The organism is Nocardia rosealba, assembly GCF_020216065.1.
In the GTDB taxonomy this organism is placed as follows: domain Bacteria; phylum Actinomycetota; class Actinomycetes; order Mycobacteriales; family Mycobacteriaceae; genus Nocardia; species Nocardia rosealba.
The window spans coordinates 600,424-616,266 of record NZ_JAIWNA010000001.1 but is presented as its reverse complement, the minus strand read 5'-3'; the positions used below and the strand labels follow the sequence as shown (position 1 = coordinate 616,266).

Annotated in this window: 15 protein-coding genes; 4 read left to right on the top strand and 11 right to left on the bottom strand. The window is 67.7% G+C overall.

Going from position 1 to position 15,843, the window contains the following annotated elements:
• The first annotated feature begins 17 nt into the window (after nt 1-17).
• A complete protein-coding gene (gene metG / locus LDL21_RS02680; RefSeq protein WP_225278670.1) occupies nt 18-1,583 on the top strand; it encodes a methionine--tRNA ligase in 1,566 nt (521 codons plus the stop codon).
• A gap of 21 nt (nt 1,584-1,604) precedes the next feature.
• Here metG and LDL21_RS02675 read toward each other — a convergent pair whose 3' ends face one another.
• The 4 genes from LDL21_RS02675 to soxR are packed head-to-tail and all read right to left on the bottom strand — an operon-like array spanning nt 1,605 to nt 4,005.
• Complete coding sequence (locus tag LDL21_RS02675) at nt 1,605-2,165, bottom strand: VapC50 family PIN domain-containing toxin (RefSeq protein ID WP_225278669.1); 561 nt, start codon at nt 2,163-2,165, stop codon at nt 1,605-1,607.
• 13 nt (nt 2,166-2,178) lie between these two features.
• Nucleotides 2,179-2,697 (bottom strand): helix-turn-helix domain-containing protein, encoded by a 519-nt coding sequence (locus LDL21_RS02670; protein WP_225278668.1) that lies wholly within the window; start codon nt 2,695-2,697, stop codon nt 2,179-2,181.
• A gap of 36 nt (nt 2,698-2,733) precedes the next feature.
• A complete protein-coding gene (locus LDL21_RS02665) occupies nt 2,734-3,486 on the bottom strand; it encodes an isocitrate lyase/PEP mutase family protein (protein ID WP_225278667.1) in 753 nt (250 codons plus the stop codon).
• 33 nt (nt 3,487-3,519) lie between these two features.
• Nucleotides 3,520-4,005, bottom strand: a complete 486-nt coding sequence (gene soxR, locus LDL21_RS02660; RefSeq protein ID WP_067485487.1) for a redox-sensitive transcriptional activator SoxR — start codon at nt 4,003-4,005, stop codon at nt 3,520-3,522.
• A 121-nt stretch (nt 4,006-4,126) separates the two neighbouring features.
• Between soxR and arcA the strand changes: the two genes are divergently transcribed.
• Entirely contained in the window at nt 4,127-5,362 is a 1,236-nt protein-coding gene (gene arcA / locus LDL21_RS02655; RefSeq protein ID WP_067485485.1) for an arginine deiminase, read from the top strand.
• Entirely contained in the window at nt 5,362-5,718 is a 357-nt protein-coding gene (locus tag LDL21_RS02650; RefSeq protein WP_225278666.1) for a GntR family transcriptional regulator, read from the top strand. Before arcA ends, LDL21_RS02650 begins: the two co-directional genes overlap by 1 nt.
• A gap of 6 nt (nt 5,719-5,724) precedes the next feature.
• On the opposite strand, the gene LDL21_RS02645 is transcribed toward LDL21_RS02650, so the two are convergent.
• Complete coding sequence (locus LDL21_RS02645; RefSeq protein WP_225278665.1) at nt 5,725-7,320, bottom strand: dolichyl-phosphate-mannose--protein mannosyltransferase; 1,596 nt, start codon at nt 7,318-7,320, stop codon at nt 5,725-5,727.
• A gap of 149 nt (nt 7,321-7,469) precedes the next feature.
• Between LDL21_RS02645 and rsmI the strand changes: the two genes are divergently transcribed.
• Nucleotides 7,470-8,297 carry a 16S rRNA (cytidine(1402)-2'-O)-methyltransferase gene (gene rsmI, locus LDL21_RS02640; RefSeq protein ID WP_225278664.1) on the top strand — a complete coding sequence of 276 codons (828 nt, stop codon included), beginning with the start codon at nt 7,470-7,472 and terminating at the stop codon, nt 8,295-8,297.
• A 12-nt stretch (nt 8,298-8,309) separates the two neighbouring features.
• Here the strand turns inward: rsmI and LDL21_RS02635 are convergent, their stop codons facing one another.
• From LDL21_RS02635 to LDL21_RS02610, 6 genes are all read right to left on the bottom strand, one after another.
• The gene (locus LDL21_RS02635; RefSeq protein ID WP_225278663.1) at nt 8,310-9,437 is read right to left on the bottom strand and encodes a glycosyltransferase; all 1,128 of its coding nucleotides are present in this window, start codon (nt 9,435-9,437) and stop codon (nt 8,310-8,312) included.
• A 78-nt stretch (nt 9,438-9,515) separates the two neighbouring features.
• Nucleotides 9,516-10,484, bottom strand: coding sequence for a GAF domain-containing protein (locus tag LDL21_RS02630; RefSeq protein ID WP_225278662.1), 969 nt, complete (start codon nt 10,482-10,484; stop codon nt 9,516-9,518).
• A complete protein-coding gene (locus LDL21_RS02625; protein ID WP_067485939.1) occupies nt 10,485-12,302 on the bottom strand; it encodes a putative bifunctional diguanylate cyclase/phosphodiesterase in 1,818 nt (605 codons plus the stop codon).
• 68 nt (nt 12,303-12,370) lie between these two features.
• Nucleotides 12,371-14,518: an Rv1355c family protein gene (locus tag LDL21_RS02620; RefSeq protein WP_225278661.1), complete on the bottom strand. Its 2,148-nt coding sequence runs from the start codon at nt 14,516-14,518 to the stop codon at nt 12,371-12,373.
• A 309-nt stretch (nt 14,519-14,827) separates the two neighbouring features.
• Nucleotides 14,828-15,268, bottom strand: coding sequence for an AraC family transcriptional regulator (locus LDL21_RS02615; RefSeq protein ID WP_225278660.1), 441 nt, complete (start codon nt 15,266-15,268; stop codon nt 14,828-14,830).
• Nucleotides 15,265-15,708 (bottom strand): GyrI-like domain-containing protein, encoded by a 444-nt coding sequence (locus LDL21_RS02610; RefSeq protein ID WP_067485472.1) that lies wholly within the window; start codon nt 15,706-15,708, stop codon nt 15,265-15,267. Before LDL21_RS02610 ends, LDL21_RS02615 begins: the two co-directional genes overlap by 4 nt.
• Nucleotides 15,709-15,843: the final 135 nt, after the last annotated feature.

Below are 15,843 nucleotides of genomic sequence, written 5' to 3'. Positions count from 1 at the left end.
TTACAGTAGTTGCCATCATGAGCGAGCGAAGCGAGCAGCAGCCGGCCTTCTACATCACCACGGCCATCGCCTACCCGAACGGTGCGCCGCATATGGGGCACGCGTACGAGTACATCTCCACCGACGCGCTTGCCCGCTTCAAGCGTCTCGACGGTTACGACGTGTTCTTCATGACCGGCACCGACGAGCACGGCCAGAAGATGCAGCAGACCGCGTCCGCCGAAGGCGTTCCCGTCCAGGAACTGGCCGCGCGCAACTCCGACGTGTTCGAGGCCATGGACAAGGCCCTCGACGTCTCGTTCGACCGGTTCATCCGCACCACCGACGAGGACCACAAGGCCGCCAGCGTCGCCATCTGGGAACGCATGCTCGCCAACGGCGACATCTACCTCGACAACTACTCCGGCTGGTACTCGGTGCGCGACGAGGCGTTCTACACCGAGGAGGAGACCACCCTCCTCGACGACGGCACCCGCGTGTCCACCGAGACACAGACCCCGGTCACCTGGACCGAGGAGTCGAACTACTTCTTCAAGCTCTCGCAGTACCAGGACAAGCTGCTCGAGCTCTACGAGACGCGCCCCGAATTCATCGCCCCGGCCACCCGGCGCAACGAGATCGTGAGCTACGTCAAGGCCGGGCTGAAGGATCTGTCGATCTCGCGCACCACCTTCGACTGGGGTGTTCCGGTACCCGGCCACCCCGATCACGTGATGTACGTGTGGGTCGACGCGCTCACCAATTACCTGACCGGCGTGGGCTTCCCGGACACCGACTCCGAACGGTTCCGCAAGTTCTGGCCGGCGAACGTGCACATCATCGGCAAGGACATCACCCGCTTCCACACGGTGTACTGGCCTGCGTTCCTGATGTCGGCTGGGATCGAACTGCCGGAGCGCGTGTTCGTGCACGGATTCCTGTACAACAAGGGCGAGAAGATGTCGAAGTCGACGGGCAATATCGTCGACCCGCTCGAACTGGTCTCCACCTACGGTCTCGACCAGGTGCGTTTCTTCCTCCTGCGTGAGATCTCCTACGGCCAGGACGGCAGCTACAGCAACGAGGCCATCGCGGGCCGCATCAACAGCGACCTGGCCAACGAATTCGGCAACCTGGTGCAGCGCAGCCTGACCATGGTCAACAAGAACTGCGACGCCAAGGTCCCCACGCCGGGCGAATTCACCGCCGACGACCGCGCCCTGCTCGACCGCGCGGCGGGCCTGCTCGACAAGTGCCGCACCGAGTTCGACGCCCAGCAGATGCACCTGGCCCTGGAAGCCGTCTGGCTCACCCTCGGCGAGACCAACCGCTATTTCTCCGCCAATGCACCCTGGGCCCTGCGCAAGTCGGGCACCGAGGAAGACCTGGCGCGCATGGCGACGGTCCTCTACGTCACCCTCGAGGTGGTCCGCATCGTCGCGATCCTCGTCCAGCCGGTGATGCCGGGCTCGTCCGCGAAGATCCTCGACCTCCTCGGCCAGGAGGCCCGCACCTTCGCCGACATCCCCACCCCGCTCGTCCCCGGCACCGACCTCCCGGCCCCGGAACCGGTGTTCCCCCGGTACGTGGAGCCGAAGGAGTAGATGAAACCTGAGGGCAGAACGTCAGATGCCCTCGTCGAGGATCGAGCGGATCTCGCGGACGAATCGAGGAGCGTTCGCGAGGTCTAGCGCCCGCAGGATGTCATCGACGGTGACGGGCGGATTCTTCCGCCGACCAACCATTTCGATCAGACTCGAGAGGACCACGCTCGGGTTGAGATCGAGCACGTCGAGCAGAAAGTCGTCTGACGCGATGGCATGGATCGCCCACCGCTCGAGAGCCTCATCCGGGAAGTGCCTGACGTTGTCCGTGATGATCGCTGCGGCATCGCCCCGTACCGCTGCAGCGACGACGTGCCTGTCGCACGAGTCAGGGAGCCCTGTCACGCAGTGCTCCAACGGTTCCCAACCCTTTACACAGGCGTCCTCGAAAGCTGCGTTCATGCCATCGACGCGGCGGGCGATCCGTTCCTCGGTCATGCGTGCGTTGACCTTCACCACGGCTCGCGAAATCTCATCGAGGATGAGATCACTCCACAGCGGGCAGAATGCATGCCTGTGAGCAAGCGTGAGAAGTAGATCGGATTTCACGATGGGAACGAGCACACAAGCATCGAGAACCAACGAAATCCTGACATCAGATCTCGGAACTGCGCGCTGAGCGTGCCTCCCGAATCGCTTGGAGATAGTCCTCCGGAGGAGGATCGTAGAGGCCGTCGTCCTCGGCGTCGCTGACCAACTGGTCGAGCACACCGCTGCGTTCGGCTCGCCGCCTTTGCTGGTACTCGAGCACATCGCTGAGCAGCAGTCGCCGGTGGCGGCTGCCGGACGGCTTGTCGCAAGGCAGCTTTCCCGCTTCCAGCAACTTGATCAGCGTCGGGCGGCTGATCCCGAGCAGATCCGCGGCCTGCTGGGTGGTCAGGCGCTGCTCTACCGGCGCGATGGTGACGGCCCGGCGTTTCCGCATGGCGCCGACCACTTGGACCAAGACCTCGTACACCTCGGCAGGCAGCGGAATCTGCTCTCCGTCGGGTCCGAGCAGAGCCGCCGGCTCGGTGTGCTGTTCAAGGAATCTGGAAAGGTCCAGCAGTTCACGCAGATCTTCCGGCGGCAGGACGGTGCCGTTCCTGAGAATCTCGCGATTCGTGCTGGTCATAGACCAAGCATGACGGTAATTCGAAAAATTCGCAACCTACTTCCAGGTCTCGAGCAGACGGGCCGCTTCAGTCGCTAGCGCCGCCTGGAGGAAGGGCCCGAAGCTGATCCGGGCTACCCCGAGGTCGGCGAAATAGGACTTGGCGGGAGTACCGGGTTGGCCGATCGCGTTGACCGGGCGCGGCAGTTCGGTGGTGAGGCGGCGCAGGGTTTCGTCGCTGTGGCGGCCGACGGGGTACAGCACGTCGGCACCAGCTTCGGCGGCGAGGGTCAGGCGGGCGATGGCGCGGTCGACGCGGTCGGCTTCCTCGCCGTCCTGACGCAGGAACAGGTCGGTGCGGGCATTGACGACCACGTGCACGCCGGTGGCGTCGGCGGCCTCGCGCAGGCCGCGCACCAGGTCGGCGTGCTCCTGGGCGTCGCGCAGCCGCTTGCCCTCGCTGTGCACGGTGTCCTCGATGTTCAGGCCGACGGCACCCGCCCCGAGCAGGCCGTCGATGAGCTGCAACGGTTCGAGGCCGTACCCGGATTCGATGTCGACCGACACCGGCACCTCCACCGAGGCGGTCACCTGCGCGACACGCGCGAGCAGTTCGTCGAAGCTCATCCCCTCACCGTCGGGCCGACCGATCGAGTCCGCGACCGGATGGCTGCCCATGGTCAGTCCCGAAAATCCCGCACCCACAGCGACATTCGCCGACCAGGCGTCCCACACCGTGGGCAGAACCACCGGGTCGCCGGGACGGTGCAGCGCGAGCAGGGACTTGGCGCGGGTCTCGAGTGAAGTCATACCCGCGATGATGCCCCAGCCGCGCGACAGTGGCTAGGCGCAGCCACTTTTGGGTGGGCAGTTCAAATGCACATCGAGCACGCGCGCGCCCGGCCCCTCCGCGCCGAGGCGGTCGTGTTCGTTGACGAGCTTGCACGAACCGAGCGACAGGCAGCCGCAGCCGATGCAGCCGGTGAGGTTGTCGCGCAGGCGCGTGAGCTGGGTGATTCGTTCGTCGAGATCCGCACGCCAGGTGGTCGACACGGCCTCCCAATCGCGTCGAGTCGGTGTGCGGCCCTCGGGCAGCCGGTCGAGCGCGGAGCGGATATCGCTGAGCGGGATGCCGACGCGCTGGGAGATGCGGATGAACGCCACCCGCCGCAACGTCTCGCGTGCGTAGCGGCGTTGATTGCCACTGGTTCGACGACTCGTTATGAGACCTTCGCGTTCGTAGAAGTGCAACGCGGACACTGCAACTCCACTACGCTCGGAAAGCTGCCCGGGGGTCAGCTCCTTCGTTTGCCAATCGGCCGTCGTCATTTCCTGTCTCCTCCCGCTTTCACCTCAACCATACTTGAGGTACTTGTGTGGTGTACGAAAACGGGGTGACTCGGTGCGGGTCCTCCTGGCAGGCGCGCCCCGCTCGCATTACGGTTTCGGCATGGGAACGGACTCGCGCCTGGCTGTCACCTCCGAGGTCGGCACATTGCGCACGGTGCTGCTGCACCGGCCCGGCGATGAGCTGCGCAGGCTCACCCCGAGCAACAACGATCAGCTGCTCTTCGACGGCATCCCCTGGGTAGAACGCGCCCAGGAGGAACACGACGCCTTCGCCGCCGTCCTGCGCGGGCGCGGTGTGGAGGTGCTGCTGCTCGCCGACCTGCTCACCGAAACGCTCGCGACCAGCGGCGCCGCCCGTATCCAGGGCATCTCCGCCGCCGTCGACGCGCGCAGGCTCGGCCACGATCTCGCCGACCAGCTCGCCGCCGAACTCCGCAAGGTCGAGGCGCCCGAACTGGCCGACATCCTCATGGCCGGAATGACTTTCGACGAACTGCCGTTCGGCCCCGACTCCACGTCGCTGGTGCGGCGGATGCATCACGGTGCCGATTTCGTCATCGACCCACTGCCCAACCTGCTGTTCACGCGCGACTCGTCGTTCTGGGTCGGCCCCAAGGTGGCCATCACCTCCCTCGCCCTGCCCGCGCGCAGTCGCGAAACCTCCATCACCGACCTCGTCTACGCCTTCCACCCCCGTTTCCTCGGCGTGCGCCGGGCCTACGAGTCGCACACGGCCCCCATCGAAGGCGGTGATGTGCTGTTGCTCGCTCCCGGCGTCGTCGCGGTGGGCGTGGGCGAGCGAACCACCCCCGCGGGAGCGGAAGCATTGGCGCGCAGCCTTTTCGACGACGACCTCGCGCACACCGTGCTGGTGGTGCCGATCGCCCAGAACCGCGCGACCATGCACCTGGACACCGTGTGCACCATGGTCGACACCGATGCGGTGGTGATGTATCCCGGTGTACGGGAAACCTTGCAGGCGTTCACGATTCGCCGCGAGGACGGCTTCGCCGGACGTGGTGACACCGAACGCATCAGCATCAGCGGGCCCGAACCGTTCCTGCCCGCCGCTGCCGCCGCGATGGGTATCCCGACCCTGCGGGTGATCGACACCGGCCGCGACGGGCCCGCCGCCGAACGCGAGCAGTGGGACGACGGCAACAACACCCTCGCGCTCGCCCCCGGCGTCGTCGTGGCCTACGAACGCAACGAGATGACCAACTCCCGCCTGACCGACGCGGGGATCGAGGTGCTCACCATCCAGGGTTCGGAGCTGGGGTCCGGGCGCGGCGGCCCCCGATGCATGTCCTGCCCGCTGTCCCGAGACGAGGTGTGATGTTCCACGTCGAGCTGTCCGCCGATTCCACCCAGCCGCCCTACGAACAGTTGCGCATGGCGGTGATCGAACAGGTCCGCGCGGGCACGCTCACGGCGGGCACCAAGATCCCCACCGTGCGGGCGCTGGCCGCCGACCTCGGTATCGCACCCAACACCGTCGCCCGCGCCTACCGCGAACTCGAGGCCGACGGTGTACTCGAAACCCGTGGCCGCCAAGGCTCTTTCATCGCCTCGTCGGGCGACCCGACCCGCGATATCGCCAGCCGCGCCGCCGTCGAATATGTGACGACCATCCGCAGGCTCGGCCTCACCGACAGCGATGCCATCGACTTCGTCCACCGCGCTCTCGGCTGAGAGGTGTCAGCGCCAGCTCGGTAACCAGAGGTGGTCCTGCCAGGTGGCTGGGCTGATCGGCATCCCGGTGAGAATGGGCCACAGCCAGACGAAATTCGCGATCACCAGGCCCAGGTAGATCGAGACGATCAGCAGCCCGAGGGCGTAGCGCTCGTCGACCGGGGCGGGCAGGTAGGTGCCCGTCGGGCTGCGTGGTATCCCCACCGGCCGCGACGAACCGAGGATGTCGCCGAGGACCAGCGCGACACCCATCACGAGGAACGGGGCGAGCACGACGGCGTAGAAGAAGTACATCTGCCGGTCGAGGGTGAGGAACCAGGGCAGCAGACCGGCGCCGTAGCCGACGAGCACCGCCGCGTACCGCCAGTCCCGCCGGGTGACGCTGCGCCAGATCATCCAGCCGAGCGCAGGCAGCGCGAGCCACCACAGCGCCGGGGTGCCGATGGCCATCACGGCCTTCACACACTGTGCCTCGCCGCATCCGGTGACGGTGCCGTCGGCGTAGTAGTAGAGCATCGGGCGCAGACCCATCGGCCAGGTCCACGGCTTGGATTCCCACGGGTGGTGATTGCCCGCCGAATTGGTGAGAGTCGAATGGAAGTCCAGGGTTTCGCCCTGGTAGTACCAGAGCGAGCGCAGGGCGTCGGGCAGGAACGCGAACGCCCCACCGGTGCCGACCTGATTGCCGACCGCGTGGCGGTAGGTGCCGGTCTCACTGGCGAACCACGCCCAATACGACGACAGGTACACCACGAGCGGAATGGCGACGAGGGCGTACAACGCGGGCCCCACATCGCGCACCAACGTGCCGACCCACGGCCTGCGCACCCCGTACGCGCGCCGGGCGCTCACATCGAATGCCACGCTCATCAGCCCGAAGAACATGATGAAGTAGATGCCCGACCATTTGGTTCCACAGGCCAGACCGAGCAGCACACCGGCGCCGAAACGCCACCAGCGCACCCCCAGCCGCGGACCCCAATCGGTGAGCCCGACGCGACCGGCCAGATCCGCGGCGGCCATTCGCTCACGCACCTCGTCTCGATCGACGATCAGGCAGCCGAACGCGGCGGTGACCAGCAACGCCATGAAGATGTCGAGCATGCCGATGCGCGAGGACACGAAGGTGAGGCCGTCGGCGATGAGCAGGATGCCCGCGAACGCGCCGATCAATGTGGAGCGCGACATCCGGCGCACGATCCGGATCACCAGCAGCACCAGCACGGTGCCTGCCAGGGCGGCGGTGCCGCGCCAGCCCCAGGCGTTGTAGCCGAACAGGGCCTCGCTGACGGCGATGAACTGCTTGCCGACCGGCGGGTGCACGACCAGGCCGTAGGCGGGGTTGTCCTCGACTCCGCCGCCGGTGACCATCTGCCAGGCCTGCGGGGCGTAGTGCTTCTCGTCGAAAACCGGTGTGCGCGCGTCGGTCGGATAGTTCAGGTTCAGGAAGCGGGTGATGCCCGCGATCACCGTGAGCACCAGGGTGACCGCCCAGCCCCGCGCGGTGTCGAGCGGCCCGAAATCGGGGGCGGGTCGCAGCGGCACCGGGCTCACCACGGCCGACACCGGGCGCGTCGAACGGGCTTCGGTCACCGGGATCACGCCCCGATCGTAGGCGGTGCCACCGACTCGGGCCGAGCCGACACCGGTCGGGACCGGGTCACCTGACAGAATGGACGTCGCGCCATCCACTGGCACCGCGCGCCGCACGCACGCCTGCGGCCGAACTCCCGGAGAGGCGGAACCCCACCGTGTTGGTCCTAGCGGCAACCCCGATGGGTGATATCGGCGATGCGTCGCAGCGTCTGCGCGACGCGCTCGGCACGGCCGATGTGGTCGCCGCCGAGGACACCCGCCGCACCAGATCGCTCGCCAAGGCGCTCGGGGTGGAGATCACCGGGCGCGTCGTGAGCTTCTACGACCATGTCGAGACCGCCCGCATCCCCGCCCTGCTCGACGACATCGCGAGCGGGCTCACCGTGCTCCTGGTGACCGACGCGGGCATGCCGTCGGTGAGCGACCCGGGTTATCGACTGGTGGCCGCCGCCGTGGCACGCGACCTGCCCGTCACCTGCCTGCCCGGCCCCTCGGCCGTCACCACCGCGCTCGCCCTGTCGGGCCTGCCGGTCGAGCGTTTCTGCTTCGACGGTTTCGCGCCGCGCAAAGGCGGCCAGCGCCGGGAGTGGTTGCGCACCTTGGCTTCCGAGCAACGCGCCTGCGTCTTCTTCGAAGCGCCGCACCGCCTCGCCGACTGCCTCGCCGACGCCGTCACCGTCCTCGGCCCCGACCGCCGCGCCGCCGTCTGCCGCGAACTCACCAAAACCTACGAAGAGGTCGTCCGCGGCACCCTCGGCGAACTCGCCGAATGGGCGGTCGACGGCGCGCGCGGCGAAATCACCGTGGTTCTCGAAGGCGCCCAACCGGTTTCGGCCGAACCGGCCCAACTCGTCGACGAAGTCGAAACCCTCGTCGCGAGCGGTATGCGCCTCAAAGACGCCTGCGCGGAGGTATCGGCAGGCCGAGGCGCCTCCCGTCGCGAACTCTACGACGCCGTACTCGCCGCCCGCTCCGCCGAGTGAGGACGAACGCGGTCAGCGGTTCAGGACCGCGAGCATGCCTGCCACCGCCCGGGGCCAGGTGAATTGTTCGGCGCGGTGGCGGGCGGCCTGACGGCGGTCGGTGGTCGGCATGGCGAGGACGTCGGTGACGGCTCGGGCGAAGGCTCGGGGGCGGTCGGCGGCTACGGCGCCGCATTCGGCGGTGATGATGTCGGCCAGGGCCGAGGAGCGGCTGGCCACGACGGGGGTGCCCGCGGCCAGGGCTTCCAGGGCGGCGAGGCCGAAGGTTTCGTGGGGGCCGGGAGCCAGGGAGACGTCGGCGGTGGCAAGCAGGGTCGCCACTTCGGTGCGGTCGCTGATGAAACCGGTGAAGTGCACGGCTGGTTCGCCGCCGGGTAAGGGCGGCAAGGTGCGGGCGCGGCGTTCGAGGGATTCGCGGCGGGGGCCGTCGCCCGCGACGACCAGGCGGGTCGGCATGCCCGCACGGTGCAGGGCGCCGATCGCCTCGATGCTGCGGTCCACCCGCTTCTCCACCGACAACCGGCCGCAGTGCACGAGCAGTGGATAGCCGTCCACGCCGAGGTCGGCACGGAGCTGCCGGTCGCGCCTGCGCGGGCTGAACAGGTCGAGGTCGACACCGAGCGGGACCAGTTCGACATTGGGGGCACCGATCCGCAGGAACTCCTCGCGGGCGAAATCGGTGGTGCACACGACCATGTCGTAGTCGTCGGCGGTGCGCCGGTTGGCCACGTCGGCGCAGCGCCGGGCGGCGGGCCCGGGGAGCACCTGACCGAGCAGCCGGTCGAGCCGTTCGTGCGAGATCATCACGCTGGTCACGCCGCGCCGCCCGGCCCAGCGCCCGAAACCACGCAGCGTGAGCCGGTCCGACACCTCGAGCACATCGGGGCGCAGCCCGGCGAGTACGTCGGCCACCGCCCGCGGGTCGGCCGCGCGGTATCCGCCGGTGAACGGAATACCGAACGCGGGCAGTGTGATTCGCAAAGCCCCCGTCGACAGCACTTCCTCGCTGCGGCGCGGACCCGGCACGATCAGCACCACTTCGTGCCCGGCGGCCACATACCCTTCCCCCAGGTGGTGCAGCGCGGTGCGCAACCCACCGGATCGTGGGCCGTAGAAGTTCGCTAGCTGCACGATGCGCACATGCCGATGGTCCAGCCGTCCGGGTTACTCGCGGCTCCTGCCCGTGGAATGGCACGTGAACACCCGTGAAAGAGCCGCTTAACCCGATTCGCCGTCGACCGCGGGCCGGACCCGGAGCAATCCGTGCCCGGTCGCGGCGGTGGTGACCGTCGCCAGCTCGGCGTGCGCGCGGATCCACTCGCCCTCGGCGAAGCGCACCCGCAGCGTGAGCCGCCGCGGCGTTTCCGGAGCGTTCACCAGCTCGGCGCAGGCGGCACGCAACGCGGTCAGATCGGCGGGGTCGATGGTCGGTCGTTCGACGGCCCAGCGATCCAGCGGCGGCGGTGGATCAGCCACCCATTCGTAGATGACGCCGCTGGCGAGCAGGATCAGCCCGGCGCCGACATCCACTCCCTTGGACACGGCGCGCAGCATCGCGACCTCGAGGTCGACCGTCTCGCCGCCGAGTTCGGGGACGGCGTGCATCAATCCGCTCACCCGGCGCAGCTCCGGACGAGCCCGCGCAACCATCTGGAACCGGCGGACCTGTTCGTCGTCGCCGAGCACGTCGACCGCTCCCTGCCAGCGCCCGCCGGGCTCGAGGGTGCTCGCCATCGCGAAATAGTCGACCCGGCCGTCGAAACGGACCATGCGCCCGAACGCCTCGGGCGGTGTGCGCACCACCCGCACTGCCCCGGGCTCACGCGCGAAGATCAGTTCCTCCAGACCCGGCCCGTGATGGGCGAGTTCGGTGCGGGCATCCCAATCCCAGGCGGCGACGTGACGGCGTGGCGGCACGGGCGCGTTCGCCGACCCGATCCAGACCTGAACGCCGTGTGTCCCGCCCAGTGCGCATCGCACCGGTTCGACGACAACGACGGTGTCGCCAAGACGTGCGGACTCCCGGCCGCGCACCGCGTCGAGCAGCAGTTTCGCCTTGGCGGGACCGATCGCGCGTGACCAGCGTCGGGGGGCGATCCATTCCCTGATCCGCGTGTCGTCGGCGACAAGAGCCGGTTCGAGATCCTCGGTGAGGGTCTCGACCAGTAACCACCCGTCGGCGGTCATTCAGCTGGGCGCCACGCCGCGTCCGGCACGTGGCAGATCGAGATCGAGCGGAATGCGCCCCTCCCGAAGCTGAACCTCGACCTCCTCGGCGGGCATCGGGCGTGCGATCAGGAATCCCTGGGCGCGGTAGCAGCCGAGACCCACAAGGGTCCGGGCCGCCATCGGCGTCTCCACACCCTCGCCCACCACGCCGAGCCCGAACGAACCGGCCAGGCCGATAATGGATTTCACGATCGCGAGGTCGTCGTTGCTGTCGCCGAGGCGCTGCACGAAACCCCGGTCGATCTTCACCGCGTCCACCGGCAAGGCCTTGAGATGCGACAGCGAGCTGTAGCCGGTGCCGAAGTCGTCGATGGCGATCTGCACGCCCATCCGCTTGAGCCCGCGCAGGGTCACCCGGGTGCGCACCAGGTCCTGCACGACGACATGTTCGGTGATTTCGAGGCACACCGAGCTGCCGTCGATCTCGAACAGGCGAAGGATGTCCTCGATCCGCTCGACGAAGTCGGCGCTCACCAGCTGCACCGGCGACACATTGATCCGGATGACGACATTGGCCGCCAAGCCACGCCGCCGCCAGTCGGCGAATTGCGAACAGGCCGAACGGATCACCCAGCGACCGAGCTCGCCCGCCAGGTTGGTCGCCTCGGCCACCGACACGAACGCACCGGGCGGTAGCAGGCCACGGGTGGGATGCTGCCAGCGCACCAGCGCCTCGAGCGCGACGATCCGGCCGGTACGCAGGTCGACCTCGGGCTGGTAGTGCAGGATCAGCGACCCGTCGGAGACCGCGCTGCGCAGGTTCAGCTCCACGTCGTCCTGGAGTTCGAACTGCGCGCGCATGGCATCGGTGAACACCGCGACGCCGTTGCCGCCACCGGATTTGGCGGACAGGAGGGCGTGATCGGCTCGGCGCAAGACATCCGACACCGAAGTCTCGCCCGGAATGCCCAGTGCCACACCGACACTCACACCACGGCTCACCGACTCCTGGCCCACCGACACGCGGCGCCCGATGAGTTGCTGAATGCGCGCGGCCTCGAGTTCGGCGGCCACCGCGTCCATCGGCTCGGCGGGCACGATCACGAATTCGTCGCCACCGAGGCGGGCGATCATGTCGTCGGGCCCGAGGTTCTGTTTCAGCCTGCGGGCGAGGGTGCGGATGAAATTGTCGCCCGCGCTGTGGCCGAGGAAATCGTTGAGGGCCTTGAGCCGGTCGAGATCGAGAAAGAAGGTGGCGACGGGGCCGGGGTTTTCGGGGGCGAGCCTGCGCTCCATGTATTCGAGCAGGGCGCGGCGGTTGGCCAGCCCGGTGAGATCGTCGTGCAGGGCGATATAGCGCAGCTTCTCCTCGGCGACCACGCGCGCCTGCAGTTGTGCGAACAGGGCGGCGATCGCCTTGAGGACATTGAGTTCACGCTTGGTCCAGGTGCGGTCGCCCATCTTCACGAAGCCGAGCACACCGGTGGACTCACCCCGCGAAACCAGCGGCACACAGGCCATGGCGACCTGCGGAATGCCGGAGGATTTGCGGATCGTTTCCTGGTAGTCCTCACTATCGTTACCGGGCCGAACGATCAGCGGTTCGGTGGCGAATTCGAGAGCGCGGAATACCGAGTCGGCCTTGTCGAACTCCACCACCCGTAACGGGTCGGGCACCGGCGTATCCGCGCGCTGCGGCCATTCGGCGACGAGCACGGTGGCGCGGCGGGTGCGGTCGGTATGGCGCAGATAGCTGAAATCGACGTCGAAATGTTCGACGAGTGCGGCGAGCACTCGCTCGCTCGCCGCCACCATGGTCGTGGCGTCGACACCCATCAACTCGGAGGCGACCTCGGTCACCAGTGAGTCGAGCGATTGCCGATGCACGCTGTCTCCGATCCGCGCTATCCGTCGTTCCTACTGCCAGGCACCGGCAACCGTCGACTGCGAACGCTCGCAGCGGCGGCGTAGCTCAGACGAAGAACCAATGCCACGTTCTCATCCTCAGAGATTTCCATGATGTCCAGGAAACGCCTCTGAATGCTGGCAAGTGTATCTGTGAACTCGGGAGAAACGCGGCGCAAATCCTCGGGCCGGTTCGCGTACAGGAACACCGGAGACACCGGCTGCACCGCCAGCCCCAGCAGTTGCGCCCGCAACCAGACCTTTTCGACCGCGGCACCGGCCCGTGCGTAGTCCGCCAGATCCGGTGCGCCGCCGCCGCGTTTCCGGAACCCGACGGCGACGAGCGCGGAACTCGACAGCACCCGATCGACCGTGAATTCGCCCAGCGCGGTACCCGCCGACCACTCGCGCAACCGGTCCATCACATCGCTGCGGCTGCCGACCTGGAGTTTCGCGAGTTCGTCCGGCGCCGGGTCGAGGGTCCGCACATCGATGCCGGTGCGGATATCCTCGCCCGGCCAGCGCAATTCGGCGTAGAGCTGCTGGTGCAGCTGCGGGGTGAGATAGCGGACGCGGTCGCTGGCGCCGAGCAGCTCCGCCGCCTCGGCGAGGCGTTCGCGTCCGGTGATCGCGTGCACGATCGCCTGGTCGCCCGCTGCTTGCGCGAGGGCGGGCAGCACCGAATCCGGGAGGTCGGCGGCGTTGCCGAGGCGCCGGTTGGTGTGACGTGCACAGGCGAGCGGGTAGTCGGCGGCGAGCTCGGCGTCGGTGCCTGCACGCAGTCGCAGGCGGGCGATCAGGGGTGCCGACGGCTCGTCGACGAGCAGTTGCGTATCGCTGAGCAAACCGTGTGCCGCGGCGGCCGCCGTGGCGTTGTACAACGCGGCACCGACGGCGACCGCACTACCGCGCAGGTCGACATCCATCGCCGTCGTGTCTGTCGGATCGAGGGCGATCTCGATGAGCTCGTCGTCGCCACGCAGGGTCCACGGCTGCACATTGCCGCCCGACGGCGCGCGCTGCGCGCAGGCCAGGATGGCGCCGATGGCGTCGGCGGGTGGTTGCTCGTCGTCGAGTTCGGTGGCGTGGTCGTCGGCGTCATCGTCGAGGCAGCACGGTTCGGCGAGCGAATCCAGGGCGGCCTCGAGGTCGATGCGGGTTCGTCCCGACGACAGCTTCGCCCCGAGTCCGATCCGGCGGACCGCCGCACTGACGATCGCGGCACCCAGCTGCACCTCACCACCCAATTGCGGCCAGGTGGTGATGGTTTCGCCGACCTCGGCCAGGCTGGCGGCCATGCGTGCGGACAGCTGGGCCGGGTCGAGGATGCGCAACACGTGTGGCGCCTTGGACCTGGTGTCGAGACCGGCGAGTTGAGCGCCGGTGGTCGCGCCGAGCAGACCGTGGAAGGGTTCCCGGTCGGGTTCGAGGTCGTAGCGCTCCACGTCGAACAGGCCGCGATCGTTGGTGTCCATCAGCAGCGGGATGCGCCTGCGGCGGGCGGCTTCGCGGACTGCGAATTTGATGTCGAGCGAATCGCATTCCTCGACGACGAGGGAGAGCCCGTCGAGGAATTCGTCGGCGGTCTCGGTGAGCACACCGGTCTGCCAGATCTCCACCGGCAGGTAGGGGTCGAGTTCGGCGATGCGGCGCGCGGTGACCACCGCTTTGTTCACGCCGACGTCGAACAGCCCGCCCGGCACCCGGTTGAGGTTCGACAGCTCGATGGTGTCGAAGTCGGCCAGGCGCAGCAGCCCACAGGTGCCCTCGAGAGCCAGCGTGTAGGCCACCGAATGGCCGACGCTCTGCCCGACGACGCCGACGCGCAGTTCCCGCAGCCGCTGCTGCTCGGCTCGGGTGAGCTTGTTGCGGTTGCGGTCCGAGCGGATCGCGGCGAAGGCGTCGGGCCCGAGGACGGCGACCAGCGCGTTGCGCCACGGGTAGTGCACCCATCGTTCCTCGCCGGGGTCGAGACCGGGCGGTGGTCCGGTGAGCTGATCGAGTTCGGCGCGCAGCCCGGCGCGCAGGTCGACGGTCTGGATGCCAGGGGTGTCGGCGAGCTGCCGCAAGGTTGCCCGGTCGATGGGGTCGCGCGGATCGAACAGACGTGGCCGGTAGTCCGCCGTCTGTGGTGCTGGTTCGTTCATCTATCGATCGACCCCACGAAAACGTGCCGTCGCGACCGCGGCGGTGTGACGGTGAATCCGCCGCAACCGCGTTTCGCCGCATGCTGCATCGACAGCCATCGGGTTCCTACTCCATGCTTCACGCCCGCAAGGGGTCGGCGTCCCATAGATGCCGACTGGTGCAGTATCCGTCATCGGTAACGAATCCACCAGACAAGTGGCTAATTTCCCGGAAACCTTCTGAGCCAGTTGAAATAACTGCAGGTCAGAAGCGGTTAGGGTGCACTGAGTAAATTTTCGCAGACCGTACGGTCCGAATGCAGCTACCCGTCAGTTATCGACTTGGATGGACACGAACAGCTCCACGTCGGTCGGCCCGTGCCAGACCTCGATCTCCTCGCGGTAGGCGCGCGAGATCTCGGCGGAGGCGGTGGCGTCGTCGACCTGGGCCCACACGTCCTCGACCGGGTCGTGGTAGTCGCCGTTGGGTGCGAAGCGGGCGTAGATGCCCTTGGGCACGCTGACCATGAGATCACCGACGGGAACCTCGTCGGGCGCGGCGAATTCGCGAGCGACCAGGGCGTTCCAGTTGCCCGCCGGGTCCGGCACGTAGACGGTGTGCAGCGGTTCGCGGCCGCCGGGACGGTCGCGCAGGCGGTCCTTGAGGAACTCGATCAGATCGCTGTTGGAGACCTTGAAACTGGGATGCACGCGCGGCACGACGAGGCCGCCGTAGAGCGCCCCGCCGCGGACCACGATCGTGTACGTCATCGCGGATCGACCGCCAGGTACAGGTCGATCTTGTACGCGTGCGGGTAGCACTCGAAATCGCCGGTGAAGGTGCGTTTGATCTGGTTGTGTTCCTCGGCGTAGGCGATCTGGGTCCACAGATCCGTCATCACCTGGGGAAAGTTACCGACCGAGGAGAAGCGGGCGTAGGCGCCGCGCGGGAGCCGGGCGGCGAGATGGCCACGAGTGACCTGGTCGAGCGAATCGCACTGATAGCCGACGATCTGGGTGTTGTAGGTGCCCAGCTCGCCGCTGAAATCGGTGTAGGCGCTGGCCAGGGGGCCGCCGAGATCCTGGTGCAGGACCGCCGACCAGGCGGCTTCGAGGTCGTGGTCGCGCAGCTTACCGAGTGCGCGTTTGGGACTGCGGACCGGCAAACCGGCCACCCAGGTCTCGTCCCGCTCGACGATTTCGAACTGCATTGATGACTCTCTCGAAGGTCGGCACGGTTGCGCCATGCTATCAACATCGGTCGACCCCACCTAACCACAGCTGAGCTGGTCAAACGTCCATCACCACGCGGGGCATTGTCCGATTCACCTCCATGCCCTAAGCTC